We start from the raw sequence: 26,566 nt of genomic DNA, 5'->3' as shown, positions 1-26,566 counted from the left end.
TATGGAACTGACAATCTCTAAGATTTTAATCCCAATCGATTTCTCTGAATATTCAAAAATGGCTCTTGATTATGCGGTTCAGTTCGCCAAAAAATTTAATTCAGAGTTAACCCTAATTTATGTAATCGAACCGATCGTTTATCCAAGTGATTTTGGACTTGGTCAGATTCCAATTAATCAGGTTGATTTTGAAATTCAATCAAGAGCTGAGGAAGAATTAAAAAAATTAATTGAAGAAAAAGTCCCGTCAGAGATTAAAGCTTCGTATGTAGTTAAAACTGGAAAACCTTTCTTAGAAATTATAAACACTGCTAAGGAATGCAATTGTGATTTAATCATCATTGCCTCTCACGGTCATACTGGAATTGAGCATATTCTTTTCGGAAGTACAGCCGAAAAAGTTGTGCGAAAATCACCTATATCTGTTTTAACTGTAAGGGAGAAGAAGAAAAAAGATTAATTTTTTCTTTCAAGGATAAAATTAACAAGATCAATCAACGCTTGTCGACTCTGTGAATCAGGATATTTGTTTATAATTCCAATCGCGTTGTCAGCAAACTCTCGAGCTTTTTTCCTTGCGTAACCAAGCCCATCATATTTCTCAACAAACTCAAAGATTGAGTTTATGTCTTTAGTGGTTAGCTTTCCTTTAATTAAATTTTTAATGTTTTTTACTTCATATTTCTCAGCTTGAGCAAGCGCATAAATAATAGGAAGAGTTAATTTTTTATCTCTCAGATCATTGCCTGTTGGTTTACCCAAAATACTTGAACTACCTTCAAAATCTAAAATATCATCTTTAATTTGAAATGCGATCCCCAGTAATTCACCGAACTGCTTAAAATCATTAATTACGCTTTGATCATCTGTAATGCTCATTGCACCGATTGTTGTACAGGTTGAAAACAGAGAAGCCGTTTTGTCAGAGATAATTCTGTAATAGGTTTCCTCATCATTGTTTAATTTTCTGATTTTTTGAATTTGAAGTAATTCCCCTTCACTCATTCGCTTAACTGTATTTGTAATAACTTTGAGAAAACTAAATTCATCATTATCGACTGCTATTTGAAGTCCCCGAGCTAGAAGATAATCGCCCATTAAAACAGCTATTCGATTTTTCCAGATTGCATTAATTGATGGCAATCCCCTTCTTGTATCGGAATTATCAACAACATCATCATGAACTAGTGTAGCTGTGTGTAATAATTCAACGAGAACAGCTCCTCGATAAGTGTGCTCATTCACATCACCTAAAGTTTTAGCTGAAAGAAGAACAAGCGTAGGCCTGATTCTTTTCCCCTTTTGTCTTAAAATGTATCGTACAATAAGTTCAACTAATCCCACCTTCGAACGCATTTGGTTCGAAAAAAAAGATTGAAACTGTTGAAGCTCTTCTTTAATTGGTTCTGTAAAATTCTTTAAATCTTTATCCTTCACTTTTCTTTCTCATTGAAATTTTTGAAACCCAAATACTTATTTCATACAAAAGAAATAACGGAATTGCCAATAAAGATTGACTAACTGGATCAACTGTTGGTGTAATGATCGCAGCAACGATCAAAATTATCACCACTGCAAATCGCCAGTATTTTCTTAAGATAGTTGGATTCAATAAACCTATTTTAGTCAAAAAGAACGAAAGCATTGGTAATTCGAATACAATGCCGGATAAAATTATCATACTGATAACAATTGAAAGATATTCATCAATTGCAAACCTGTTCTCAATTTCTGAGGTTCCAAATGTAAAGGCAAAATTCAATGAATAAGGTAACATTACAAAATAGGCAAACAGAACACCAACAATAAAAGACAAAGAAGTAAATATGACGATTAATGAAACATATTTTTTTTCATGCTTATGCAATGCCGGCTCAATAAACTTCCAGATTTGATAGACTATCCAGGGCAAACTCAGAATTACACCACTCATCATTGCTACTTGAAAGTATAAAAATAATTGTCCAAATGGCTTTAAGTTTTGAAGCTTAATTCCACTTTTAATTGCTGGATAAAGAAGAACATCATTTATAATCTGTTCTATAAAAATCCACGAGATGATTGATGCAATAACAATACCTATTAAGGACTTAATAATAGTCCATCTTAATTCTTCAAGATGTTCAAGGAAGGTCATCTCCTTGAATTCTTCAGTGGTTTCTTCTTTGTCTATAACTTCTTTCCGAGACATTATTTTAGTGAGTTGAGGAGTTCTTTATAAATAGGAAATTTTGAGCAAAATTGTCTTACTTCTTCTCGAATTGATTTAAGATAATTCTCATCATTAAAATTAGATAAAGCCCTGTCAATAAAATCAAAGATTGTATCCATTTCTTCTTCTTTCATTCCGCGACTTGTGACGGCAGGTGTACCGATTCTAATTCCACTAGTAATCATTGGACTTTGGGTATCGAACGGTACCATATTCTTGTTAACGGTAATGCCGGCAATTCCAAGTGCATCTTCAGCTTGTTTACCTGTAATTCCCTTTGATCTTAAATCAATTAAAATTAAATGATTGTCTGTCCCTCCTGTTGTAACTTTATATCCTTTCTCTAAAAATCTTTGAGCTAATCTTTTTGCATTTTTAATTACTTGTTTTGAATATTCCACAAACTGAGGTTGAAGTGCTTCACCGAAAGCAACAGCTTTTGCCAGTATTACATGCATTAAGGGTCCACCTTGAATACCAGGCATCACGTTAGAATCAACGATCTCAGACATCATTTTAAGTCGACCACTTTTAGGAGCACGAATTCCTTCTCTATTTTCAAAATCTTTACCAATCATTATCATACCACCGCGAGGACCACGCAAAGTTTTGTGCGTTGTTGTAGTTACAAAATCACAATATGGCATTGGATCACTTAATAATTTTGATGCAATCAAACCTGCAGGATGTGCAATATCTGCAATTAAATATGCATTAATAGAGTCAGCAATCTCTCTAAATTTTTTATAATCCCAGTCTCTTGGATAAGCACTTGCACCAATAACAATTGCTTTTGGTTTATGCTGTTTAGCCAGAGTTTCAACTTGATCAAAATCTATTAGTTGATTGTCTTCTCGAACATTATAAGAAATGACTTCAAAAAATTTTCCACTGAAATTTACAGGTGATCCATGCGTTAAATGTCCACCGTGAGCTAAATTTAAACCCATTATTTTATCGCCGGGCTTTAAGATCGAGAAATAGACAGCCATATTTGCTTGTGAGCCTGAATGAGGCTGAACATTTACATATTCACAACCAAATAATTTCTTTACGCGTTCTCTTGCAAGGTCTTCAGCCATATCAACAAATTCACAACCGCCGTAATATCTCTTACCAGGGTAACCTTCGGCATATTTATTGGTTAAAACTGATCCGAGAGCATTCAAAACATCAAGACTGACATAATTCTCAGATGCAATAAGTTCAAGTCCTTCTTCCTGACGGAGAATTTCTTTAATTAAGATTTCATGTGCTTCGACGTCATTAATTTTGATGTTTAGCATTTGTATCTCTCTTCAATATTTTTGATTTTGTTAATTCTTTTTTCGTGACGACCACCTTCAAATTTTGAATTTATGAAAGCGTCAAGTATTTCTTCTGGAGGATCTTGAAGTTTAATTCTTGCACCAATTGCAATAATGTTTGCATCATTATGTGCTTTCGCAAAATGAGCCATTTCTTTTGAAGTGCACAATGCTGCTCTAATTCCCGGAACTTTGTTTGCAGCAATGGAAATTCCGATTCCAGTTCCACAAATTATACAGCCAAAATCACAGTTCTGATTTTTTACTTCAACAGCAACAGCTTCACCATAATCAGGATAATCTGTGCTTTCTTCGGAGAAACATCCTTTATCTAAAACTTCAAAGCCTTTCTGAATTAGAAAGGCTTTGAGTTGCTCTTTTAATTTAAAACCTGCGTGGTCAGAACCAATTGCGACTTTCATAATAATTATGGAACGGTTATACTTTTTCCAATCCAGTTATAGCAAGGTCCTTCAATTTTAATAACAGTACCAGATTTTAATCTTCTAAAGAAATATTCTTCTTTAGTTGGAACTGAATTTGCGAGTGACTTAATTGCATCATCAGCAATATTTGCAACACTAGGATCAACTGATTTAGCTTTTCGATATGTATCCACTGCCAGTTGTAAAACTACTTTATCCATAAATTCAAATGAACCACATTTCTGTACTGCAGCTTGGTAAAGTGTCGCCTCATAGATATAAGGCAATCCCCAATTCTTATCAATCTCAGCAGCTCTATAGAAATAATTTCTTGCTGTGGCAAACTGACCAAGTTCTTTATAGCAGATTCCCATATTCAAAGGATACTCTCTGACCTGCTTATTTATTTCCATAGCTTTTTTATAAGCATCGATTGCTTTGGAAAATTTTTCTGTTTTTTGATAACAGGTTGCAAGTCTTGACCAATAAGTTTCTGAACTTGGATCTTTCTTAACTAAAAATTCGAGTGGCTCGATAGCTTTTTCGTATTCTCCAGTTTGATAAGTTATAGAAGCATATTGCCAAGCTTTTTGTAAATTTTCTGGATCAAGTTTCCAGGCATTATAGGTGATTTCAATTAATTGTTCTATGTTCTCTGCAAGAGATTTCATTCTTTCAAGTGGAATTGGATTATTTGGATCTTTACTCGACGCTTCTTGATAAATTTCAAAAGCTTTTAGTCTGTAATTATTCTCATCGTTTGCCATTTTAACATAGAGTAAACCTAATCTGTCCACATAATAAAAATCCAAATCTTTATCTAATTCATATGCTTTTTCGTAAGCTTTAATTGCTTCCTCTTCTTTTCCTGAATACCAGGTTTCAAGATAGTAACCCATCTTTTTATAATAATAGGCTGCATTTTCTGGTTGTGTCTTTATGGCAAGGTCATAGACATACATCAAAGTATCAGCATACATTTTCTTTGTAGCTTCATCAACATTGGTCGAATCATGTAAATAAATTAAACAATCTTCAAGCTTAAGAAAGATAGTTTTGAATTTACCAGGATTAATTTCTAAGATTTCAAAGCCATAAGGCAGAGCTGTTTCATAATCACCGTTTTTATGATATTCAGAAAACAAACTCCACTTCCTGTAAATTTTTAAAGTATCAGGCTGGGGTGAAGGTTGTGAATAAATTTCAGTAAAACTGACAACGAAGATTAAACTAACAAAAATTAAAAATCTTGTTTTCATTTTGAACCTCTTTTTTATTCCTCGTTTCTTACAAACCAGATTTCAGCAAGATTTATTCCACACCAAAAGTTTAAGATAGATTCTTTAACCAGATTATTTGAACTTTTACCGCGCACTGAGTATTGAAAACCAATATCTATTAGATTTAACTGATCAATCGGGAATGAGCTTCCGACTTTAATTCCGTATTCTATTATTTTTTCATTATTTATTTTTACGCCTACATCTTTTACAAAAAATCCAACTCTAAATGTTAATGCATCAATAAATTTTTCTGGCCTTTCAAGTGGAAGGTATTCAAAACCAACAGAGAACACATTTTGATTTACCGGAGAAAAATTTGAGAATGTATTTGTATTTAAATTTGTCCAGTTCTGATTCAAAAAATCTACACTTGCCGTTAATCTTTGTGTAAGTCTTGAAGATAATCCAATTGCAAGCTGCGAAGGAATTTTTGAAGAAAAATCAGACATACTGATTGTATCAATAAAAATCCCTTGTTTAAGATCGATTAATTCAGTCTTTAAACTTGCGGAGCTAAGATAAGAAATTCCAATTCTCAAATCATTTAGAGGAAATTCTGAGAAATAAGTTTTTATGTTTTCAGAAATAAAACCAATTCGAAAAGCTGCACCTTTGAATTTTATTTGACTTGTAAATTCAGGCTTAACATAATCTTGATTTAAGAATTCTGTTGAAAGTTTTCTGTTAATAGTTCCAATTAAAAAATTTGACGAAATTCCGAACGAACCAATATTCTTTTGATAATAAGAAAGACCAACAAAATAATTTGTTAAACCGCCCAAACCTTCATATTTGACCTGATAAGGAATAGAATCAAACAAATTGTTCGGAGAGAGAACTTTATAATTCAAGCGAGTGAATGGTAAAATCCCGCCTGATAAAACAATCCCATAATCTCTTTGTATAGGAACAGCAAATAATAAATTTTCAAATGACCCCGATGTGTATCGATTGCTTGAACTAAAATCTTTGTAATTATTAGATGAATAATTGAAAGCTGCCAAAAATTTCACAAAACGGATTTTAGTTGTACTCGCTGGATTAAAAGGGTTGAGATCGAAATTTTCATTCCCTGCAATTGAGAGTCCTAAACCGCTTCTTCTCGCTGAAGGATTAATATTTAATTCTCCAACTCCAAAATTCGAATAAACGGAGGCTGCCTGTCCTAATACCAAATTTACCAATGCAAAAGTAAAGAATATAATTTTCTTCATTTCTTAAATGTATAATTAATAATTAATTGGGGTCTTTTCGAAATAATTGCTGATTTTGGTCCATAAAAGACAAATTGTTCAACTCCACCATCGGGGTCTCTTGTACTCAGTAACAATCCTCTGTTTGAATTATTATCAATCCACTTCTGAACAAAATAATTTATTTGTCCTTCGTAATAACCTTGATTTTTCTTCGTAAGCACAAAAGTTACTGCACTATCAATTGAAATATTTGAAGAATCTGTAATGTATTGGACAAACAATGAATCTTGATAACTCGTTCCAAATTTTGACTGAAGTGTATCAGGATAAAGTCTCAAATAAGCCGAATTAACAATCGCTGACTTCGGAACCAAACTGATATCGAAAAAAATAAATGATTTTTGTTTTAATCCTGATTGAAGTACTAACTTTGTCTCATCAAAATTAATTGGTGAAGTTTTTTCTACAACATGCAGATCAGCATCTACAAAATATTTTAAAGAATCTGTTTTATTGTTGTAAGTTGCAACCACTTCAAGCACAATTGGATCACCCAGGTAATAAGCATTTGATGAAGCAAATCCTCTGATATAAGTTGTTGATGGATCAGGTTCGAGTAAAATTCCTTGAAGTTTTCTCGATGAATCCGCTGCAATTAACTTAAACCAGTTCAACACTTTTTCTGGATTTAATTCAGAGTAATAAAGCGTATCATCGTCTATATTCCTGATTACAATATTTTCACTCTCAATCTCATATCTGCCGCTTTTCAAACTATCAATATTAAATTTATATTCATCGAAAAAAGTAAAAATTTCTTTCACCTGAAAATTAAACACATTCGAAGTTGTATCTCCGAATTTATAAACAGGATTCATTTTAATGCGAGCAGAATTAATAACGATATTAGAATTTTTAACTGCATCTTTCATTTCAGAAGAAAGACCGATTATGAATCTAATTAATGAATAAGCTTTTAAGTCATCATATTTCCCGACAAGAATTCTTCTAGTTCCACCTAAAATATCAGGTTGAATAAGTTCCTTGTGATACGAAAATGCGGAGTCACTCGTAGAGTCAAAACGTTTAACTAGGAGCGAATCAATCGGATTAAGCAAATTGTATCCTGTGATTGAGGGATTTTCAGAACAGGATGAAAGAGAAAAGATGATGATGCCGATAAGATTTAATTTAAGGAAATTGATGATCAGTCTTTTCAATTTTACTTAGTGTCCTTCAATAATTTTTTATACAATTCAACATATTTCTTTGCAGATGCATGCCAGCTAAAATCTTGAGACATCGCATTCTTCATTAGTTTAACCCAGCTTTCTTTGTCCTGATATAATTTCAATGCTCTTTTAATTTCTTTCATCATATCTTCGACTTCATACTTTTTAAAGACAAAGCCTGTTCCTTCATCAAAGTTTCCATTCAATCTTACAATAGTGTCTGCAAGACCACCTGTATATCTGACAATTGGAATTGTTCCATACTTCAAAGCATATAATTGTGTTAGTCCACAAGGCTCGTATTTGGAAGGCATTAAATACATATCTGCGCCAGCTTCAATCAAATGAGCTAATTCCTCATTAAAACCTGCAAAGAAACCAAATTTCTTTGGATATTTTTTCTGAACTTTTTCAAAAAATTGTTGATACTTTTTATCACCCTGGCCAAGAAGTACATATTTAACATCAAGTTTCAAAATTTCTTCAATCGCATCTTGAATTAAATCGATACCTTTCTGTTCTGCGAAACGAGAAATAGTGCCAATTACTGGAACTTCTAATTCAACTGGAAGCTTGAGGTATTCTAGCAAAGCTTTTTTATTATCAAGTTTTCCTGAAAGGTCTTTAATATTATATTTTGCTGGAATATACTTATCCGTTTCTGGATTCCAGACCGAATAGTCTACTCCATTAATTATACCATAGAAGTCATTTTTTCTTTTCTTAAGTGTGTTTTTAATTATTCCACCAAGTTCATCGATTGTACAAAGTTCATCAGCATATTTCTCACTAACTGTTGTTACTGCATCTGCATAAACAACCCCAGCTTTTAGAAAACTGATTTTACTTCCGTCTTCAACTGTTATTTCATTTAAGACTGAATCTGGAAGCCCGGTTAATTTAAATACTTCTTTCGGAAATACACCAGGGAAGTCAACATTATGGATAGTGAAAACAACTTTCGTATCTTTTAAGATATCCAGATCTGCATAAACAGTTTTAAGATATGCGGGAATTAAACCAGTTTGCCAATCATTACAATGAATTATATCTGGTGTCCAGCCTAATTTTTTGAGCATCTCCATGATGCCTTTAGCATAAAGAATAAAACGCTCGTGATTATCAGGATAATCCTTTTTTGTATTTATATCCTGATAAAGACCTTTTCTTGACCCAAAATATTTTTGGTTGTCGAAGAAATAGATCTGGACTTTAACTTTTGAGCCAACCAGGAAACAAGAACGCATACTAACCAACTCTATCTCATTGCCGAGATGAATTGGTATTTCCTTCAATCTTACAATTTCGTGGATTTTAAATTTTCTCTCATCCACTGCCCCATATTTAGGAAGTACTAATCTAACTTCATTTCCAAGTTCCATTAAAGTTTGAGGCAATGCAGAGGAAACATCAGCCAGACCACCAGTTTTTACAAATGGTGAAGCTTCTGAGGTAATGAAAAGTATTTTAAGGTTTTTATTCTTCATCTTATTCAAAAAAATTTTCCACAAAATTAAAGAATTTCTAAAGTATTTACAATTACTTTATTTTTATATTAGAAATCAGCAAAACACATACTTTTAATAAGTAAATAAATTTTTAATATTGATTTAGTATTATACTTTAAAAGAAATTTATAATTTATTGTACTACTTGATATTATCATACAAAAAAATTATTATTACACTATAAAAACGAGGTTATTATGAAAAATCAATTAAAAAAATCCATCGTTCTCTTCGCTGCTCTGGCATTTGTATTTTTTGGTTGTTCAGCTTCTGAAGTAACTGAAGAATATGAAGGCGGCCAAAAAGATGTTGTGTATCAGACTGAAAAACCAGCTCAAACACAACAAACAGAAACAGCCACTCCTCAGCCGACCGCTACAGAAGTAACGCCGACAACTCAACCTGAATATATTCCACAGGGACCACCAACACCACCACCTCCGCCTCTAAAGGTTAATCTGAGTTCAGAAAGTCCTAAAGAACAACCAACTATCGAAAGCAAGCCAGTTGAAACTTCACCACAGTATTTATACAAAGTTCAGGTTTTCGCTTTTAAGAGTAGACTTAATGCAGAATCTGAAGCACAAAAAATCAGAAAAAGAATGCCTGATCAAAAAGTTTATGTAGAGTTCCAAGATAACCTATACAAAGTCAGGCTTGGAATATATTCAAAGTGGGAACACGCAAAAGGAATAAAAGATGCTTTATATAATTTAGGGTACACTGATAGTTTTATAGTAACTGAAGTTAAACAGTAAAGTGTTCAGAAGATTATTTTATTTTTTATTTTTTATAATTTTTTGTTTTGGCTGCTCAACCAAAGTTGAGAAAAAGCAAGGTGTAATTTCTAAAGAGCAAGTGGATATTGTAAAGTTTTCTCCACTTGCTCAATTTATTTTAAAAGAGGATAGTTTAAATCTTTTTGAGACTTTTATTGAATTTGAAGTGGACAACTCTAAACAAAATTCCAATCTTCTGCTTAAAAAGAATAATCAATTAAATTTACTTTATTATGTTCATGTTGGATTAACTGATGTGTATGATGAAATTGTAAACCTGAGATCACAGATTACAAACCTTTTACCTGATGAAAAAATTTCAATTGAATACGATACTCCGTTTTACAGACTCAAAATTGGACCTTATGCATCTCGCTCAGAGGCAAATGAAATTTTTAGTATATTAGAAAGAAAAAATTTTCCGTCTCTGAGAATTCGAACCGAAAATCCAAAATGAAATGAAAATTCTTCTTTATCGAGCTAAGCAACTTCTTACCTGCAAACCCGCAAATAGAAAATACAAACGTAAGAGTGAATTAAACGAAATTGATATTCTTGAAAACGCTTCATTAACTATCCAAGATGATAAAATTGCAGATATTAGTCTAACAAATGAATTTGATTTCACTAAATTTGATCTTGTTCTGGATTGTAGAAATAAGGTAGTAATGCCAGGTTTAATTGACTCACATACACACTTAATTTTCGCAGGTTCAAGAAGTGATGAATTCGAAATGCGAGTCGCCGGAAAAACCTATGAGGAAATTGCAGAAAAAGGCGGAGGAATTATTCGAACAGTTCAAGCTACTCGTAATTCTTCAAAAGAACACTTAATCGAGCTATCATTAAAGAGACTTGCGGAGACTCTTTCTCGGGGAATTACAACCACCGAGATAAAAAGTGGTTACGGCTTGGATTACGACACTGAAATAAAAATTCTTGAATGTGCGAATGAACTTCAAAAACTTCAACCTGTTGAAATTACTTCTACTTTTTTAGGTGCTCACACCGTACCAAAAGAATATATAAATAATCGTTCGGCTTATATTGATTTGATTATTAACAGACTTCTTCCAGAAATTTCACAAAGAAACCTTGCAAAATTCTGTGATGTGTTTCTTGAAAAGAGTGCGTTTACTTTAGATGAAACAAGAACAATCTTTGAAAAAGCAAAGCAATACAATTTTGATCTTAAGCTTCACTGTGATCAATTTAATTCAATGGGTGGAGTTGGATTGGGAATAGAATTTGGTGCAAAGAGCATAGATCATCTTGAAATGATTACTGATCAGGATTTAAAAAGTTTATCACAAACTGATATTGTTGCAACCATCTTACCAGGAGTTTCTTATTTCCTAAAAATTCCATTTTCTCCAGCAAGGAAGATGATTGATGAAGGCTGCATTGTTTCAATTGCGACCGATTTCAATCCAGGCTCTTGTACCTCCCAGAATCTTCCTTTAATGATGAATATGGCAGCTCTATATAATGGAATGAAACTAAACGAAACCATTAATGCAGTGACTATTAATGCTGCTTATTCTTTAGGAATAGAAGATAAAGTTGGAAGCCTTGAAGTTGGCAAGCAAGCAGACATTTTAATTCTGGACACCGATGATTATAAAAATCTTGTTTATTACTTTGGTAAAAATTTTGTAAAAACTGTAATCAAAAAAGGGAAAGTTGTTTATGAAAGAAATAATTGAATGCGTTCCAAATTTCAGTGAAGGCAAAAACGAAGAAACGATCAATGCGATTGCTGAAGCGGTCAGAAATACAAAGGAATGCAAATTATTAAATGTTGAACCAGACCGTGATTACAATCGTGTGGTTGTAACTTTTGTTGGAACAAAAAGAGGAGTTCTAGAAGGTGCAATTAATGCATCCTTAGCTGCTGCAGAAAAAATTGATATGACAAAACATAAAGGTGAGCATCCACGAATTGGTGCAATTGATGTTGTTCCGTTTATTCCAATACGCAATGTTTCAATTGACGATTGCGTTGAAATTTCAAAAGAGTATGGGAAAATTATTTCAGAAAAGTTAAACATTCCAGTTTATTTATATGAATACTCAGCAACAAAGCCTGAAAGAAAAAACTTATCTGATATAAGGAAGGGCGAATACGAAGGATTACCAGAAAAATTAAAAGATCCTGAATGGTATCCGGATTTTGGTAAAGCGGAATTTAATCCTAAGCTTGGTGCAACAGTAACTGGATGTAGATTCTTTCTTATAGCTTATAATGTAAATCTAAAAACCCAGGATGTGAAAGTGGCTGATGAAATAGCTGGAATAATCAGGGAATCAGGGAAACCATTAAGAGATGAGAACGGGAACGTCGTAAAAAAAGATGGAAAAACCGTTCGAGTGCCTGGAAAATTCAAAGCAGTAAAAGCTATGGGTGTCTCCCTCGAAAAATTTGGAATTACACAGGTTTCGATTAATCTTGTAAATTACAAAATAACAAATATGCACCAAGTTTTTGAAGCTGTTAAGGAAGAAGCTCAAAAATTTGGAGTTGAAGTTTGGGGAAGTGAAATTGTCGGACTTGTTCCTTTAGAAGCGATCCTTGAGAGCGGTAAATTTTATAATCCATCTCTTAATAATGAAGAAGATTTAATCCAAACTGCTATTGAAAAACTTGGATTGAGTAACCTTGCACCATTCAATCCAAAAGAAAAAATTATTGAATATTTAATAGAGGAGTAAAAATGGATTTAAAGAAATCACTTGAAAATTTTATCGAAGAAATTTCATCATCTTCTCCTACTCCTGGTGGTGGAAGTGTATCGGCTTTCAACGGAGTATTAGGAACATCACTTGGTTTGATGGTTTGCAATCTGACTATCGGCAAGAAAAAATATGAAAGCGTTGAAGCAGAAGTTTTAGAAATCAAGAATCGTTTACAAAACTTCAGGGAAAAATTCCTTGAACTTTATGATGAAGATTCAAAAGCATTTGACAAAGTTATGGAAGCCATAAAACTTCCAAAGGAAAGTGAAGAAGACAAAATAAAAAGAACTCATGCAATTGAAGATGCAACAGTTTATGCGACCGAAATTCCAATTAATGTAATTCAAGCTTGCTCCGAAGTAACAAATGATTTAATTCGTCTTTGTGAAATTGGGAATCAAAACTCGTTGAGCGATGCAGGTGTCGCATTGATTTTAATTAAATCGAGTGCAGAAGGAGCAATGTTAAATGTAATGATCAATACCAAATCACTCAATGATCGGGATAGAGCTATGAATCTCGTTCTTTCAGCCGCACAGAAATTAACTGAATTAGAAACTAAAATAGATGAAGCATTAAAAAACATTAAGAAAAAATTAGAACTATGAAAAATAAAGTTATTTTATCCCTGATTTTGATTTTTCCATTAATTTGTTTTTCCCAGCCGAAAGTAAAATTGGGCATTGATGTTCTAAAAGAAGATTACAAGTTTTTAGTCGGCAAAAGAGTTGGTTTAATCACTAATTCAACTGGTGTTGACTCAAAATTAAATTCAACCATCGATATAATTTACAATCTACCCGGAGTAAAATTAGTTGCTCTATTTGGTCCAGAACATGGAGTTCGTGGAGATATATCAGCCGGTGAAAAAATTGAAAGCTATGTGGATTCCAAAACTGGATTACCTTTTTATTCGCTTTACGGAAAGACAAGAAAACCAACAAAAGAAATGTTGAAAGGAATTGATGTTTTAGTCTATGACATTCAAGATATCGGGGTTAGATCATATACCTACATTAGCACAATGGGATTGGCAATGGAAGCAGCTGCAGAGAACAATATTCAATTCGTCGTTCTCGATAGACCAAACCCACTGTCTGGTGAAAAGTTTGAAGGTTCAATAGTCAGAGAAGATTTCATTTCTTTCATCGGTCAATTTCCAATTCCATACATTTATGGTTTAACTTGCGGCGAGCTTGCAACTATGATTAATGAAGAGGGTTGGTTATCGAATAAAATGAAATGTGATCTGAAAATTGTAAAAATGCAAGGATGGAATAGATCAATGAGATGGGAAGATACAGGATTACAATGGGTTCCGACTTCACCACATATTCCACATTACTATTCAGCTCAATTTTATGCAGCAACAGGAATTTTAGGAGAACTCGGCGTAATTTCCGAAGGTGTTGGTTATACTCTCCCATTTCAATTGCTTGGTGCTGAATGGATTGATGAAAATGAGATTTCAAAAAATTTGAACAATCTTAAATTAGATGGCGTAACTTTCAGACCTGTTGTCTGGCGTCCATTTTATGGCAACTTTCAGGGGAAAGTATTGCATGGTGTTCAAGTTCACATAACAGATTTTCAAAAATGTAATTTAACATCAATTCAATTTTATTTTTTGCAAGAATTGAAAAAACTTTATCCCGACAAAGATGTTTTCGAGTTAGCGAAACCAGAAAGAATCAGAATGTTCGATCTTGCAACTGGATGGGATAATATCAGAAAAATTTTCAGTCAGAATTTTAATTACAATTCAATTAAAGAATTTTGGGAAAAAGAAGCAGATGAGTTTAAGACAAAAGCTCGGAAATATTTTATTTATTAGTCTGTTATTTCATTCTTTAACTTTTGGCCAGATTGCTTTCTTAAACTTCACTGATAAATCTACTTATGAAGGTAATTGGAATTTATCTCGAGATATACCTGATTTTATTGCCGATTACTTAAGAGAAAAATATGGAATAAATGTTTTTGCACCTTTAATTACTCAAAATATCTTAAATGAAAATCCTGAACTTTCACAATCAGAAATTTTACTTTCAAAGAATGTATCATATATAGTAACAGGAGTTATACAGACTTTTTCAATAAATCGGTTAATCGCAGGCGAACCTAAAGTTGCTCAATATGAAACTTACTCAAATGAAATTGTAATTGATTTCACGATTACAGATATCAAATCAAATAAAATAGTCTTCAGTGAAAAAATCGAACAGAAAAGCTCCGATCTTAGCGTTGGCGTTACAATTTTTGGAAGAGAAACAGACACAAAAAAAGAATTCAGCCAATTAAATCAAATTGAATTTGGATCAAATGAATTTTTAAAAACACTTGTTGGAAAAAACTTAATTAAACTTTGCGATAAATTTTCCAGCAAAATTGAACCAATTCTAAACCTCACTACTTATACCGTAAGCACAACGAAAGATTCAATTAGTTTAAAATCAAAATTCAAACGCAAAGTTATTATTGGTGAAATACTCTTTGTCGATGAAGAAACAAAAGAAGTTTTTATTAATCTTGGTAGGAAAGATAATTTAGAAACTGGTTCTATACTTCCTGTTTTTGCACCAGGAGATACTCTTAAAGATGAAAGTACAGGTGAAGTTATAGGGATAACAGATAAGAAAATTGGTGAAATTGAGATTATTGAAATTCGTGGGGATCGGTTCTCACTTGCAATCATCAAAGAGCAAAAGGAACCAATAAAAAAAGGTTATAAACTTCGAAGAATTGAGCTCTCACCTGAATAATTCTTCCAGATCAAAATCAACATCTGTAGTGGGCCATCTCGATTTCACTTTAATTGTATCCGGATAATAAATGAATGGATTTGAAAAACTTTTATAACTGAGATTTGATTTGGTAAATGGAATTGAAATTTTAACAAAATAATTTCCTGGTAGGATGTTTTTTATTTGATATTTATCCTCTCTTGTTTCAATTGAATAAATTTTAGTGTCATTTATTGATTTTGCTTCGACTAGTAGATTTCTATCAGGCTCTTTTCTGTTTTCCAAACGTCCAGAAATAGTACCATAATCTGCTTCACTATTTGTCTCAAATATTTTAGTGTAAATTGAATCCAGCTTCTTGCCTGAGAAATCTTCTAAGAAGCTTAAATTGATTCTAATTAAAACTCTCTCTTTTTGCTTCTGAGGTTCTAATTTAATTTTAAAGTTTGCGCTGTCCTGACGGGTTAATTCAAATCTGATTTTATTACCTGCTGTATCCGAAATCAATAAGGCTTCTAAAAAATTGTCATAATAAACTAAATCATTAAAATTGATTGAAATTTCTGGATTAAAAAATTCCAAAGATGATGATGAAAAATTACCTTGTATTGATTTGATTGTTACAGGTATTGTGTCAGAAATCATTTCTGAATAAAAAGTACTTTGGATCGAATCCAATTCATTGCCAGATAAATCTTTTAATCCTTTCAGACTTAAGACATAATCATAATTACTCTTCATTTTTGGCGTAACTAACATAATTGAATTTTTATCACTTAAGAAAAAGCCAAGCGGATTAAACTTTTCATTTTCCAGTGAATCGTAAATAAAACAATTTTCAATATTAAATGAAGAAGTATCAATAGGCTCACTAAAATTTAATAACAAATGATTTAAATCTATAAAGCGAACTGAATTGAGTGTTGGTTTAATAGTATCAATCTTTATCATTTCAAATTGAACATTTCGAATAATTCTTGAAGTATCATTTAATTCAAAATCTTTATAAGGTAATCCAATTTCATCTTCATTAATATCATAAATAAGATTTTTCATTTGTTCTCTTACAGCAATTATTCGATATAAACCGTTCGGCAATCCTGAGAGAATAAAGCTGCCATCTTTTGAAGTTTGACAAATAAAATCGGGTTTTTTCTGAGTATAGTCCACAAATTGTTTCAAAGTATCGATTAAATAAAAATAAATCATAATTCCGTCGGGTTTTTTGTCGTAGACTCTCCCTGAAATAATCCCCTGATCAATCTTTAAGCCGGTTGAAAAAGTTAAAGTAAAAGTTTCATTTAGTTTATTCCCCCTTAAATCTGTTATATCAGTGCCAAGAGAAATTACATAAGTTTGGTTCTCTTTTAGTTTTTCAGGGAAGATTAATCTTAATTTTCTGCCAGACCATTTTTGTTCAACTTCATCGCTAAGGTAAGGTGAGATAAAAATAGAATTCATCAAACTTCTTTTATTTATGTATTCGCTAAACTCAAACTCAACATAGTTTTTATTAAAATTAATTGTTCCATTTTCAGGGAAGGTGCGAATAACCTCTGGACTTTCTCTATCAACAGGTCCACCACCCGGCGGTAATTGATTTGCACAACCAGAAAATATTAAAAGAACTGTGCTGCACAATAAGATCAATTTTCTCATCTCATCAACCTTCTGTATCTAGATACATTTTTCAAATGTTCTGAGTAGGTTCTGGCAAAAATATGACTTTTACCATCACCTGATGCAACAAAATATAAAAAGTTATGCTTCTCAGGATTGACAGCTGCAATCAATGCATCTTTACCTGGACAATTAATTGGACCTGGAGGAAGCCCATAAACAATATATGTGTTGTAAGGTGAATTATTCTTCAAATGATTATAAGTAATTCTATTTGGTTTATCTCCGCTGGCATAGGCTACAGTCGGATCAGCTTGTAATTTCATATTTCTTTTCAATCGATTTAAATATACCCCAGCAATACGAGGCATCTCATCAACAAAATTAGTTTCTCCTTCAATAATAGAAGCCAAGGTTACAATTTGATTTTTAGATAAACCAACATCCCGTTCTTTTGGTTTAATCTTCTCATCATAAAATTTTTTGAATTCGTCTGCTAACCTTGTTAATACTATTTCGGGATTATCCAGTTCAGCAAATTCATAAGTATCAGGCATTAAATACCCTTCGAATGAAGTATGCTCAACTTCGTATCTTTTAAGTAATTCTTGATTTGATGCAATTTTTAAAAAATCATCGGAACTAAAATCAAAGGTCTGTTCAAATATTCGGGCAATTTCTTTCAGAGTTAATCCTTCCGGAATAGTTACTCGAACATTCACCAAATTTTTACCAGTCACCAGTAAATTCAAATAATCATAATTAGATAGTCCATATTTCAATAAATGGTAACCACTTTTAATTTTTGTTTCAGCACCAAGAAATTTACCAGTCGCAATAAAAGCCATTTTAGAATTGATAATCTTATACTTCTTCAAAGTGTCAGCAATCTGTGAAAAATTCATCCCCTTCTTAATGTAGATTTTAATTGGTTCATTTTGAACAAGATCATTGTTGTTAAAGAACCAATTTAATCCAAACATTAATACTAATATGAATGTAGCTAAAACAATTAACCAATCTTCTGTGGTAAGAACTTTGATAAGTTTAACTTTTTGCATATTAATCAATTAGGAAAAGGTTGAGTAATTTTTGACTGGAGATAATAATTGGTCTGGTACGACTTCAAGCCGGCAAATGCAATCATTGCACCATTATCTGTACAAAGTTTTGGCGAAGGCACAAATAAATTTGTACCTGATGGTAATTTTTCACTTAATTGTTTTTGAAGGTATTTATTTGATGCAACTCCTCCAACAACTGCAACATTCTTAACATTAAATTCTTCTACTGCAGCGATTGTTTTTTTCACCAATGCTTCAATGACTGCTTTTTGAAAAGATGCAGCGATATTTTTCTTTGAAACTTCACCTATTCCACCAGGATAATTTTTTTCGATAAATCTCAACACCGATGTTTTCAAACCACTAAAACTAAAATCATATTTACCATTTAGTTCAGCAATTGGAAAATTGTGAAAATTTTCATCCCCTTCATTTGCCAGTTTTTCGATATCTGCACCTGCTGGGTATTTCAGTCCAAGAAGTTTACCAACTTTATCAAAAGCTTCACCGGCTGCATCATCAATTGTGTTTCCTAAAAGTTTTACTTGATAAAAATCTTCAATCAAATATAAAGCTGTATTTCCACCCGAAACAAGCAATGCAATGTATGGAAAATTGATATCGGGATTTTCTAAAAAGACTGAATACAGATGTCCATCAATGTGATTAACCGGCACAAAAGGAATATTTAATGAAAGACTCAAACCATTTGCAAAGCAATAACCAACGATCAATGCACCAATTAAACCTGGACCTGCTGTAGCAGCAATTAAATCAATATCATTTAAATCTATAGATGCTGATTTTAATGCATCCTTTAATAGTGGTAGAATTTTTTGAAGATGAGCTCTGCTCGCAATTTCTGGAACAACACCACCAAACTCAGAATGAATTTTTTGTGAATAAATTTCATTGGTGATGATCCTGTTGTCTTGAATTATCCCAATTGAAGTTTCATCGCACGAGGTCTCAATTCCTAAAACTATCATCCTCTTTTTGCAAAAATATTTTTAATTATTGCGATTGGTAATTCCGGATTTTCTTTCATTCTTCGAATTGAATATCGATACCAATGAGTTCCGTAAGGAACATAAACTCTAACTTTAAATCCTTCTTGAGCTAATTTATCTCGTAAATCTACTTTTACACCCAGAAGCATTTGAAATTCAAAATCATTATTGGTTTTGTTGTATTTTTTAATTAGTTCTTTTGCACCATTTATTAATTTTATATCGTGAGTAGCAATTCCAACATAAATGTTTTCTTTGAAAAGGTAATCAAGTAGTTTCAGATAATTATCTCTAATTTCTTGTTTTCCTTTAAAAGCAATTTCAGGAGGTTCATTATAAATTCCTTTGCAAAGCCTGACGCTGCTGCCTCTTAAATAATCGATTGTATCTTTCAAATATTCTTCGCCTTTTCTCAAATAAGCCTGCATAACCATACCGCAATTCGAAAATTCTTTTCGAAGTTGTTTGAAAAGATTAATTGTATCAACTGTACACGATGAATCTTCCATATCAATTTCTATATAATTATTCAGCTCTCTTGCTTTTGTCAAAATTCTTTTCATATTCTCAAGACACAAATTATAATCTAACTTCAAACCAATTTGAGTTAATTTTATGGAAAGAGTTGAGTTTAATTTTTCCTTATTAATCGTTTCCAATACTTTAATTGCTTCCTCAACTGCTGCATTTGCTTCTTCCACATTTGTCGTATCTTCACCAAGCACATCCATTGTGGCTAAAATATTTTTAGAGTTTAATTCTCGAACTAACTTTACTGCATCTTCGAGGCGCTCACCAGCAATGTATCGAGATGCGAAAAGATAAATAAAAGATTTTGGGAAGAGCTCAACTAATTTAATGATTGCTGAATTTAGAAATCTCACAAGTTCTCTCCAACTTATTTCTTTTTTGGTTCTGTAAGTGTTTTTATCAAATTGTAGACGAAATCAAATTTTGAGTAAAGTTCTTCAAGCGAACCATTATTATAAATTACAAAATGAGAATGTTCTTCTGCTTCATCGGGATCAATTTGGTATTGAATCCTCTGAAAAAATTCATCAGGAGTTATTTTATCTCTTTCGATTGTTCTTTGGAGACGTAAATTCAAATCCGATTTAATCAAAACTATGTAATCAAATTTCTTTTCAATACCTGCTTCAAAAACAAGTGCAGATTCAACAAAAACTCTTTTACGATTTCTTTTATTAAACTCTTTTTGAGCCAGCCTCTGAATTTCAACAATTGTTGGTGGATGAACTATCTTAGTAAGCTTTTTGTGTAAATCAGGATTTGAGAAAATTTGATTGGCAATAAATTTAGTATTCAGCTCATTTTCAGAAAGGTAGGCTTCGTTCCCAAGAAGTTTTTTGATTTGATCAATAATTAAAGGTTTAGTCGTCATTAATTTTTTTGCAATTGCATCAGAATTAATGACGACTTCATTTTTATCTAACAGGTATTTAGCAAAGAGTGATTTACCTGTTCCAAGTCCGCCAGTTATAGCAATCAAAAATTTATTTTTCGGCATTAAATCAAAATGTTATTTCGCAAATGCAATTTTGCGAACTTCTCGAATAACTACAACTTTGATTTGTCCTGGAAATTCCATTTCTTCCTGAATTCTTGCAGCAATTTCTTGCGCTAATTTTTCAGCATTTAAATCATCAATTTTTTCATGTTCAACAACAACTCTAACCTCTCGTCCAGCTTGAATTGCGTAAGTTTTAGCAACACCTTCGAAAGACTTTGCAAGTGCTTCTAATTTTTCTAGTCTCTTTATATAAGTTTCAAGCGGTTCTCTTCTGGCACCTGGTCTTGCTCCACTTATTGCATCTGCAGCCTGGACAATAGCTGCAATTGGATGTTCCATTTCAACATCCTCATGGTGAGATGCAATAGCGTTTACAACAATTGGATGTTCATTATATTTTTTTGCAATTTCGGCACCAATAAGCGCATGAGGACCTTCGGTGTTTCTATCCAAAACTTTTCCAATGTCATGAAGTATTGCACCACGCTTTGCTAATACTGGATCTAAACCAAGTTCTGCTGCCATAATTCCAGCCAGTATTGCTGTTTCTTTACTATGCACCAAAAGATTCTGTCCATAGCTTTGACGATATTTCATTTTACCAATTAAACGAACGAGTTCAGGATGCATCCCATGAATCCCAAGTTCGATTAATGTATTTTCACCATCTTCGATAATCTGATCTTCGAGATCTATTTTCACTTTTTCAACAACTTCTTCAATTCTTGCTGGATGAATTCTTCCATCGGCAATTAATCTTTCAAGAGCTACTTTCGCAACTTCTCTTCTAAATGGATCAAATGCTGATAAGATGACTGCTTCAGGTGTGTCATCAACTATCACATCTACACCAGTTGCGGCTTCAAATGCTCTGATGTTTCTTCCTTCCTTGCCTATTATTCTACCCTTCATCTCTTCATTTTGAATCTGAATGACGCTAACAGTTGTCTCAACAGAATGATCAGCAGCAGATCTTTGAATTGCTTGAACAATAATATTTCGAGCTTCTTTCTTCGCTTCTGCTTTTGCTTCATCACGAATTTGCTTGATCATTTGAGCAGCTTCAGTTTTGGCTTCATTAATTAAATTTTCAACCAACATTTTCTTAGCTTCATCTTGAGTGAGTCCTGCAATCTTTTCAAGGCGATGAGTTTGTTCTTCAATGAGCGCATTTAATTGTTGAGTTTTCTGCTCATATTCAGAAATCTTTTCATTTAATTTTGCCTCAAGATCCTGAATTTGTTTTTCTTTCTTTTCTAAAAGTTCGGTCTTTTTATCAATTGCTTCTTCACGAATTTTAAGCTGACGTTCATAATTTTGGAGATTATTTTTCTTGTTGGTGACTTCCTGTTCGAAAGCCTGTTTTTTCTTGAACCACTCATCTTTAACTTCAAGAAGCTTTTCTCTTTTTATGTTGTTTGCTTCTCGTTCGGCTTCTTCAATAATTTTTTTAGCTTGTTTTTCAGCAGATGCAATGCTTTGTTTTCCGACTTGCGAGTTTAAAGTCCATCCAATAAAAAACAACGCAACGCTGAAAATCACAATCAAAGGTATTAAAATATAAAGTTCCATAGTATCATCTCTCTTTAGTTATAAATAATTACCGCTCCAGAACTTCAAGATAGGATTGAGAACCTATCTATGCACAGTGGGTGTTAGCTCAAAAGCTTTTTACTTCCACCGTGCTAAGTGATTGTTTTCACAACAATTTCACTTAGCATCTCGCTAAAAGCGAGTGAGGCCTGTAATACGCTTTTGAAGTCTAACTCCCTTTGTTTTGGGTGTTAGTCCTCAATTTTTTTCTTTAGAAGTCTGGAGCGGTTAGAAGTGAAACTTAGCTGGAAATGTCTTCAAGAAGGAGGTTTAACTTATTCAATCGATCAGTTGCTTCCTTTAAATCTTTAGCCGAGTTTTCTTTCTCAATAAAATAATCATTTGCGATATTCAGAGCTGCAACTATTGCGATTGTATGTGGAGGTTGACCATTCATATCCACATTCAGATCATTCATTAGCGAGTTTACATATTCACTTACATTCCGTGCACGCTCTTCGTTATCCACCACTAATGAATATTCACGGTCAAATATTTTAATTTTCAATTTCTTGTTTGAAGACATTTCCAGAACTTTAGTTAATTAAGTTAATTATTTAAGTATACTTCTATCCTCTCCAGAATTTCAGAAATACGGTTTTTCAGGTTTTGTCTTTCTTTTTCAGAAATAATTACCGTATTTCTGGCTTTTTCCAGCTGAATTTTCAAATTTTCAATTTCTTTATCTTTTTCAACCAAAGCGTTATTTAATTCTTCCAGCTGTCCTTTCAAATTTAACAATTCAAGTTTTAATTCTGAATTCTCTTTTTTTACCTCATTAAATCGGACAATAAATTTTTGCAGATTTTCTTCAAGTTTTGAAAGTGCCTCAAAAAATTTTGTCCGATTTTCGTTGCTCATTAATTCAATTTCCTGAGTTGAATGTTTAATTCTTTTTCAAGAGATGAGGTTATTTTGTTAACTCTTGCTTCAACTTCTTCTGCTGTCAAAGTCTTTTCATAAGATTGAAATTCTAATCTTATGGCAAGACTTTTCTTATCTGATTTTTTAGGGTCAAAATATAAATCAAACAAATAAACATTCACCAAAAGTCTATCTGCAGCACTCCAGATAACTTTTTCAATTTTCTCGTAAGCAATATCATTATCTACAAAGAAACTTATATCTCTTTCAACCTTCGGGTAATTTGAAAGCTTTTTGAATACAATAGAAGATTTCGGTAAAGTCTTTAATAATCCAAGATCAAACTCGGCGATGTAAACGGGTTTTTCGATATCAAATTTTTTCAAATAATCTTCTGTCATTTTATATAAAGAACCAATATAAGTTTTTCCAATAAACACTTTAATTTCAATAGAATAGAACGCATTTTCGGAAGCATAATAAGAAGTGAAATTAATATTGTCAAGCGAAAGTTTTTCCAGCAATGCTTCGACTATTCCTTTCAAGTAAAATATATCACTAACTATCGCGTTTTCTTTCCAATTCTTATCGATTAATTTACCAGTTAAACAAATTCCAAGTTTTTCAAGCTCTACATAATCATCAACACCAACTACATTTTCTTTTTTTGCAATCATTACTCTGCCAATCTCATAAAGTTGAAGGTCAAATTCACTAAAACGATGATTCAACGAAACTGTCTTCAACAAACCGGGAATTAAGCTTGTTCTTAAATGAGAAAGTTCCTGACTGATTGGATTAAGAATTTTTACACTCTTTAAATTATCAAAATGAGCTTCATCTTCGCTTAATAAAGTATTATTCATTACTTCGTACAACCCATAGCCAGTTAAAATTTCTCTAATTTTATCTTCCAGTCTAGGCTGAATCTTCTCAATTGATATCTCAAAATTTATTCTTGAGTCGCCCGGGATTTTATCATAACCGTAAATCCGTGCAACTTCTTCAATTAAATCAATTTCCCTCGTTAAATCTGGTCTGAAGGATGGAATTGTGCAAATTAAAATATCTCCATTTGATTTTTGCACCTGAATATTTAATCTCTGAAGGATATCAACTATTTCATCGCGTGTTAATTCTATACCTAAAATCTTATTAGTTCTAGAAACACGAAGCTCAACTTCGACATCATCAAACTTAACTGGATTTTCATCGATATATCCGCCAATTATTTCGCCTCCTGCCAGTTCTGCAATCAATTGTGCTGCTCGATTAGCAGCAACTAAAGTATTTTTATAATCTACTCCTCTTTCAAATCTATATGATGATTCAGTTGACAATCCAAGTTTTTTGCTCGTTCTTCGAATGCTTTTAGGATTAAAATATGCACTTTCAATTATTACATCTTTAGTATTTTCAGAAATTTCAGAATTTGCACCACCCATTACACCCGCGATTGCAATTTTTTTGACAGCATCGCAAATCATCAGCATTGAAGAATCGAGAATACGCTCTTTACCATCAAGCGTAACAAACTTTTCATTTTCATCTGCATTCTTAACAATTATCTTACCACCTTCAATTAATCGAGCATCAAATGTGTGAAGCGGTTGACCAAGTTCAAGCATAACGAAATTGGACACATCAACTATGTTGTTAATTGGTCTTATACCGACATTGGTTAGATAATTTTTTAACCATTGTGGTGATTCTTTTACTTTAACATTTCTAACCATCCTTGCACAATATCGAGGACAATCGATTTCATTTTCAATTTCGACTTTCAAATACTTTTCAATTCTATCCTCAACTTCGTCAAAATCAATTTTTGGAAAGACAAATTTCTTTTTAGTTAATGCAGAAAGCTCACGTGCAATACCAACATGACTTAATGCATCAGGTCTATTAGGTGTAATACCAATTTCTAAGACATAATCATTTAATCCTAGATATTCGTTTATTGGCATACCAATCGGGGCATTATTATCAAGAACCACAATACCAGTGTGATCATCGCCGAGCCCGAGTTCCATTTCGCTGCAAATCATTCCAAATGATTCGACACCTCGAATTTTTGCTTTCTTCAACTTCTCACCAGTGCCTGGAATAATTACACCGAGAGGAGCAAAAACAATTTTTTGTCCAGCTTCAACATTTGGTGCACCACAAATTACTTGATAAATTTCTTTTCCGTCATTTACCTTACAAACGGAAAGTTTATCAGCATTGGGATGTTTTTCTTTCGAAATGACTTCACCAACAACAAAACCTTCCAAAGATTTACCAATTTCCTCAATTGCCTCTACTTCAAGGCCTGAGTTTGTAAGAATGTTTTTTAAATCAATCGGCGAGTAATTTGAAATATCGATGTAATTTTTTAACCAATTAAGTGATACTCTCATAAGCTTCTAAACTGTTTTAAAAATCTTAAATCATTTTCGAATAAAATTCGGATATCATCAATTCCATATTTTAACATTGCAATTCGTTCAATACCCATTCCGAAAGCATAACCGGTGTAGAGTTCTGAATCATAATTCACAGACTTAAAAACATTCGGATCGACCATTCCACAACCGAGGATTTCAAGCCAACCTGTATACTTACATAATCTGCATCCTTTCCCTTTACAAATAATACAACTTACATCCATTTCTGCACTTGGTTCAGTAAAAGGGAAAAAACTTGGACGGAAACGAATTGCCACATCAGAACCATAAAACAATTTTGCAAAATTGATCAAAGTCCCTTTTAGCTCTGCAAATGTTACATTCTTATCAACATAAAGTCCTTCTACCTGATGGAAGATACAATGACTTCGAGCTGAGATTGCTTCATTCCTAAAAACTCTTCCAGGTGCAATTATTCTAATTGGTGGCTTATGACTTTCCATATACCTGATTTGTACTGGAGAAGTATGAGTTCTTAGGAGTAAATCTTTAGAGATGAAAAATGTATCCTGCATGTCGCGTGCGGGATGGTCTTCAGGGAAATTAAGAGCAGAAAAATTGTAGTAGTCAGTTTCTAACTCCGGTCCTTCCGCAATTACAAAGCCAAACGATTTAAAAATTTCTTTAATCTCGTCCAGAGTTTTTGTAATAATATGCTTTGCACCAATTCTCGGTTTAATACCGGGTAAGGTAAGATCTTCTTTCAGTTCGACTTCTTTTTTCTTTGGAAATTTTTGAAGAAGAAGCTCGTATTTTTCTTCCAGATCTTTTTTAAGAAGATTAAGTTCTTTTCCAAATTGTGGTTTTAATTCTTTTGGTATCTCTTTTAGTTTATCAAATAGATTAGCAATTAACCCTTTGCGGGCTAAATATTTAATTCTAAAATTTTCAACATCCTGATAAGAAGAAACTTTTTCAAAATCTTTTTGAGCTTCTTCTGCTACCGATTTAATTGATTCCAGATTTTCCATAGTTTTTTAAAATGAAATTCCCTACCAATAGGTAGGGAATC

26 protein-coding genes are annotated in these 26,566 nt (G+C 32.6%); 8 read left to right on the top strand and 18 right to left on the bottom strand.

Translation table 11 applies throughout. The annotated features are described in order from the left end of the window. Window position 1: 1 nt before the first annotated feature. A complete protein-coding gene (locus HPY57_00655; GenBank protein NPV10289.1) occupies window positions 2-460 on the top strand; it encodes a universal stress protein in 459 nt (152 codons plus the stop codon). Here HPY57_00655 and HPY57_00650 read toward each other — a convergent pair. The 8 genes from HPY57_00650 to glgA all read right to left on the bottom strand — a co-directional run bounded on the left by HPY57_00650 (window position 457) and on the right by glgA (window position 9,142). Beyond that, window positions 457-1,356, bottom strand: a complete 900-nt coding sequence (locus HPY57_00650) for a polyprenyl synthetase family protein (protein ID NPV10288.1) — start codon at window positions 1,354-1,356, stop codon at window positions 457-459. The two genes, HPY57_00655 and HPY57_00650, sit on opposite strands and share 4 nt — an antisense overlap. 70 nt (window positions 1,357-1,426) lie before the next feature. Next, entirely contained in the window at window positions 1,427-2,191 is a 765-nt protein-coding gene (gene tatC, locus HPY57_00645; GenBank protein ID NPV10287.1) for a twin-arginine translocase subunit TatC, read from the bottom strand. Next, complete coding sequence (locus tag HPY57_00640; GenBank protein NPV10286.1) at window positions 2,191-3,498, bottom strand: serine hydroxymethyltransferase; 1,308 nt, start codon at window positions 3,496-3,498, stop codon at window positions 2,191-2,193. The genes tatC and HPY57_00640 overlap by 1 nt, the downstream gene beginning before the upstream one ends. Further along, the gene (rpiB, locus tag HPY57_00635) at window positions 3,492-3,941 is read right to left on the bottom strand and encodes a ribose 5-phosphate isomerase B (GenBank protein ID NPV10285.1); all 450 of its coding nucleotides are present in this window, start codon (window positions 3,939-3,941) and stop codon (window positions 3,492-3,494) included. The genes HPY57_00640 and rpiB overlap by 7 nt, the downstream gene beginning before the upstream one ends. A 5-nt stretch (window positions 3,942-3,946) precedes the next feature. Further along, window positions 3,947-5,203, bottom strand: coding sequence for a tetratricopeptide repeat protein (locus HPY57_00630; protein NPV10284.1), 1,257 nt, complete (start codon window positions 5,201-5,203; stop codon window positions 3,947-3,949). Between the two features lie 14 nt (window positions 5,204-5,217). Beyond that, on the bottom strand, window positions 5,218-6,441 hold the full coding sequence (locus HPY57_00625; GenBank protein ID NPV10283.1) for a hypothetical protein: 1,224 nt from the start codon (window positions 6,439-6,441) through the stop codon (window positions 5,218-5,220). Next, window positions 6,438-7,643, bottom strand: a complete 1,206-nt coding sequence (locus HPY57_00620) for a DNRLRE domain-containing protein (GenBank protein NPV10282.1) — start codon at window positions 7,641-7,643, stop codon at window positions 6,438-6,440. The genes HPY57_00625 and HPY57_00620 overlap by 4 nt, the downstream gene beginning before the upstream one ends. A 2-nt stretch (window positions 7,644-7,645) precedes the next feature. Beyond that, the gene (gene glgA / locus HPY57_00615) at window positions 7,646-9,142 is read right to left on the bottom strand and encodes a glycogen synthase GlgA (GenBank protein NPV10281.1); all 1,497 of its coding nucleotides are present in this window, start codon (window positions 9,140-9,142) and stop codon (window positions 7,646-7,648) included. A 218-nt stretch (window positions 9,143-9,360) separates the two neighbouring features. Between glgA and HPY57_00610 the strand changes: the two genes are divergently transcribed. Genes HPY57_00610 through HPY57_00580 form a run of 7 tightly spaced genes read left to right on the top strand, consistent with a single transcriptional unit; the run spans window position 9,361 to window position 15,440 of the window. Beyond that, entirely contained in the window at window positions 9,361-9,921 is a 561-nt protein-coding gene (locus HPY57_00610) for an SPOR domain-containing protein (GenBank protein ID NPV10280.1), read from the top strand. Window position 9,922: 1 nt separating this feature from the next. Next, the gene (locus HPY57_00605) at window positions 9,923-10,399 is read left to right on the top strand and encodes an SPOR domain-containing protein (GenBank protein ID NPV10279.1); all 477 of its coding nucleotides are present in this window, start codon (window positions 9,923-9,925) and stop codon (window positions 10,397-10,399) included. Between the two features lies 1 nt (window position 10,400). After that, window positions 10,401-11,648, top strand: a complete 1,248-nt coding sequence (locus tag HPY57_00600; protein ID NPV10278.1) for an imidazolonepropionase — start codon at window positions 10,401-10,403, stop codon at window positions 11,646-11,648. Then, complete coding sequence (gene ftcD / locus HPY57_00595) at window positions 11,632-12,654, top strand: glutamate formimidoyltransferase (protein NPV10277.1); 1,023 nt, start codon at window positions 11,632-11,634, stop codon at window positions 12,652-12,654. The genes HPY57_00600 and ftcD overlap by 17 nt, the downstream gene beginning before the upstream one ends. Window positions 12,655-12,656: 2 nt before the next feature. Further along, on the top strand, window positions 12,657-13,286 hold the full coding sequence (locus tag HPY57_00590) for a cyclodeaminase/cyclohydrolase family protein (protein ID NPV10276.1): 630 nt from the start codon (window positions 12,657-12,659) through the stop codon (window positions 13,284-13,286). Further along, window positions 13,283-14,512 (top strand): DUF1343 domain-containing protein, encoded by a 1,230-nt coding sequence (locus HPY57_00585; protein ID NPV10275.1) that lies wholly within the window; start codon window positions 13,283-13,285, stop codon window positions 14,510-14,512. The genes HPY57_00590 and HPY57_00585 overlap by 4 nt, the downstream gene beginning before the upstream one ends. Next, a complete protein-coding gene (locus tag HPY57_00580; protein NPV10274.1) occupies window positions 14,472-15,440 on the top strand; it encodes a hypothetical protein in 969 nt (322 codons plus the stop codon). Before HPY57_00585 ends, HPY57_00580 begins: the two co-directional genes overlap by 41 nt. Here HPY57_00580 and HPY57_00575 read toward each other — a convergent pair. The 10 genes from HPY57_00575 to pheS form a co-directional block, all read right to left on the bottom strand. Then, a complete protein-coding gene (locus HPY57_00575; GenBank protein NPV10273.1) occupies window positions 15,429-17,081 on the bottom strand; it encodes an Ig-like domain-containing protein in 1,653 nt (550 codons plus the stop codon). The two genes, HPY57_00580 and HPY57_00575, sit on opposite strands and share 12 nt — an antisense overlap. After that, complete coding sequence (gene mltG / locus HPY57_00570; GenBank protein NPV10272.1) at window positions 17,078-18,103, bottom strand: endolytic transglycosylase MltG; 1,026 nt, start codon at window positions 18,101-18,103, stop codon at window positions 17,078-17,080. Before mltG ends, HPY57_00575 begins: the two co-directional genes overlap by 4 nt. 5 nt (window positions 18,104-18,108) lie before the next feature. Beyond that, window positions 18,109-19,095, bottom strand: a complete 987-nt coding sequence (tsaD, locus tag HPY57_00565) for a tRNA (adenosine(37)-N6)-threonylcarbamoyltransferase complex transferase subunit TsaD (GenBank protein NPV10271.1) — start codon at window positions 19,093-19,095, stop codon at window positions 18,109-18,111. Continuing rightward, window positions 19,092-20,000, bottom strand: a complete 909-nt coding sequence (locus HPY57_00560) for a proline dehydrogenase (GenBank protein NPV10270.1) — start codon at window positions 19,998-20,000, stop codon at window positions 19,092-19,094. The genes tsaD and HPY57_00560 overlap by 4 nt, the downstream gene beginning before the upstream one ends. A gap of 14 nt (window positions 20,001-20,014) precedes the next feature. Then, on the bottom strand, window positions 20,015-20,644 hold the full coding sequence (locus HPY57_00555) for a dephospho-CoA kinase (GenBank protein ID NPV10269.1): 630 nt from the start codon (window positions 20,642-20,644) through the stop codon (window positions 20,015-20,017). A 12-nt stretch (window positions 20,645-20,656) separates the two neighbouring features. After that, window positions 20,657-22,219, bottom strand: coding sequence for a ribonuclease Y (gene rny, locus HPY57_00550; protein ID NPV10268.1), 1,563 nt, complete (start codon window positions 22,217-22,219; stop codon window positions 20,657-20,659). Between the two features lie 262 nt (window positions 22,220-22,481). Further along, entirely contained in the window at window positions 22,482-22,748 is a 267-nt protein-coding gene (locus HPY57_00545; GenBank protein NPV10267.1) for a cell division protein ZapA, read from the bottom strand. 41 nt (window positions 22,749-22,789) lie between these two features. Next, window positions 22,790-23,101, bottom strand: a complete 312-nt coding sequence (locus tag HPY57_00540) for a hypothetical protein (GenBank protein ID NPV10266.1) — start codon at window positions 23,099-23,101, stop codon at window positions 22,790-22,792. Next, window positions 23,101-25,506 (bottom strand): phenylalanine--tRNA ligase subunit beta, encoded by a 2,406-nt coding sequence (locus HPY57_00535; GenBank protein NPV10265.1) that lies wholly within the window; start codon window positions 25,504-25,506, stop codon window positions 23,101-23,103. Before HPY57_00535 ends, HPY57_00540 begins: the two co-directional genes overlap by 1 nt. After that, window positions 25,503-26,525: a phenylalanine--tRNA ligase subunit alpha gene (pheS, locus tag HPY57_00530; protein ID NPV10264.1), complete on the bottom strand. Its 1,023-nt coding sequence runs from the start codon at window positions 26,523-26,525 to the stop codon at window positions 25,503-25,505. The genes HPY57_00535 and pheS overlap by 4 nt, the downstream gene beginning before the upstream one ends. Between the last annotated feature and the right edge of the window lie 41 nt (window positions 26,526-26,566).

The organism is Ignavibacteria bacterium (assembly GCA_013177855.1).
In the GTDB taxonomy this organism is placed as follows: domain Bacteria; phylum Bacteroidota; class Ignavibacteria; order Ch128b; family Ch128b; genus Ch128b.
This window is presented reverse-complemented; position numbering and strand designations above follow the sequence as displayed.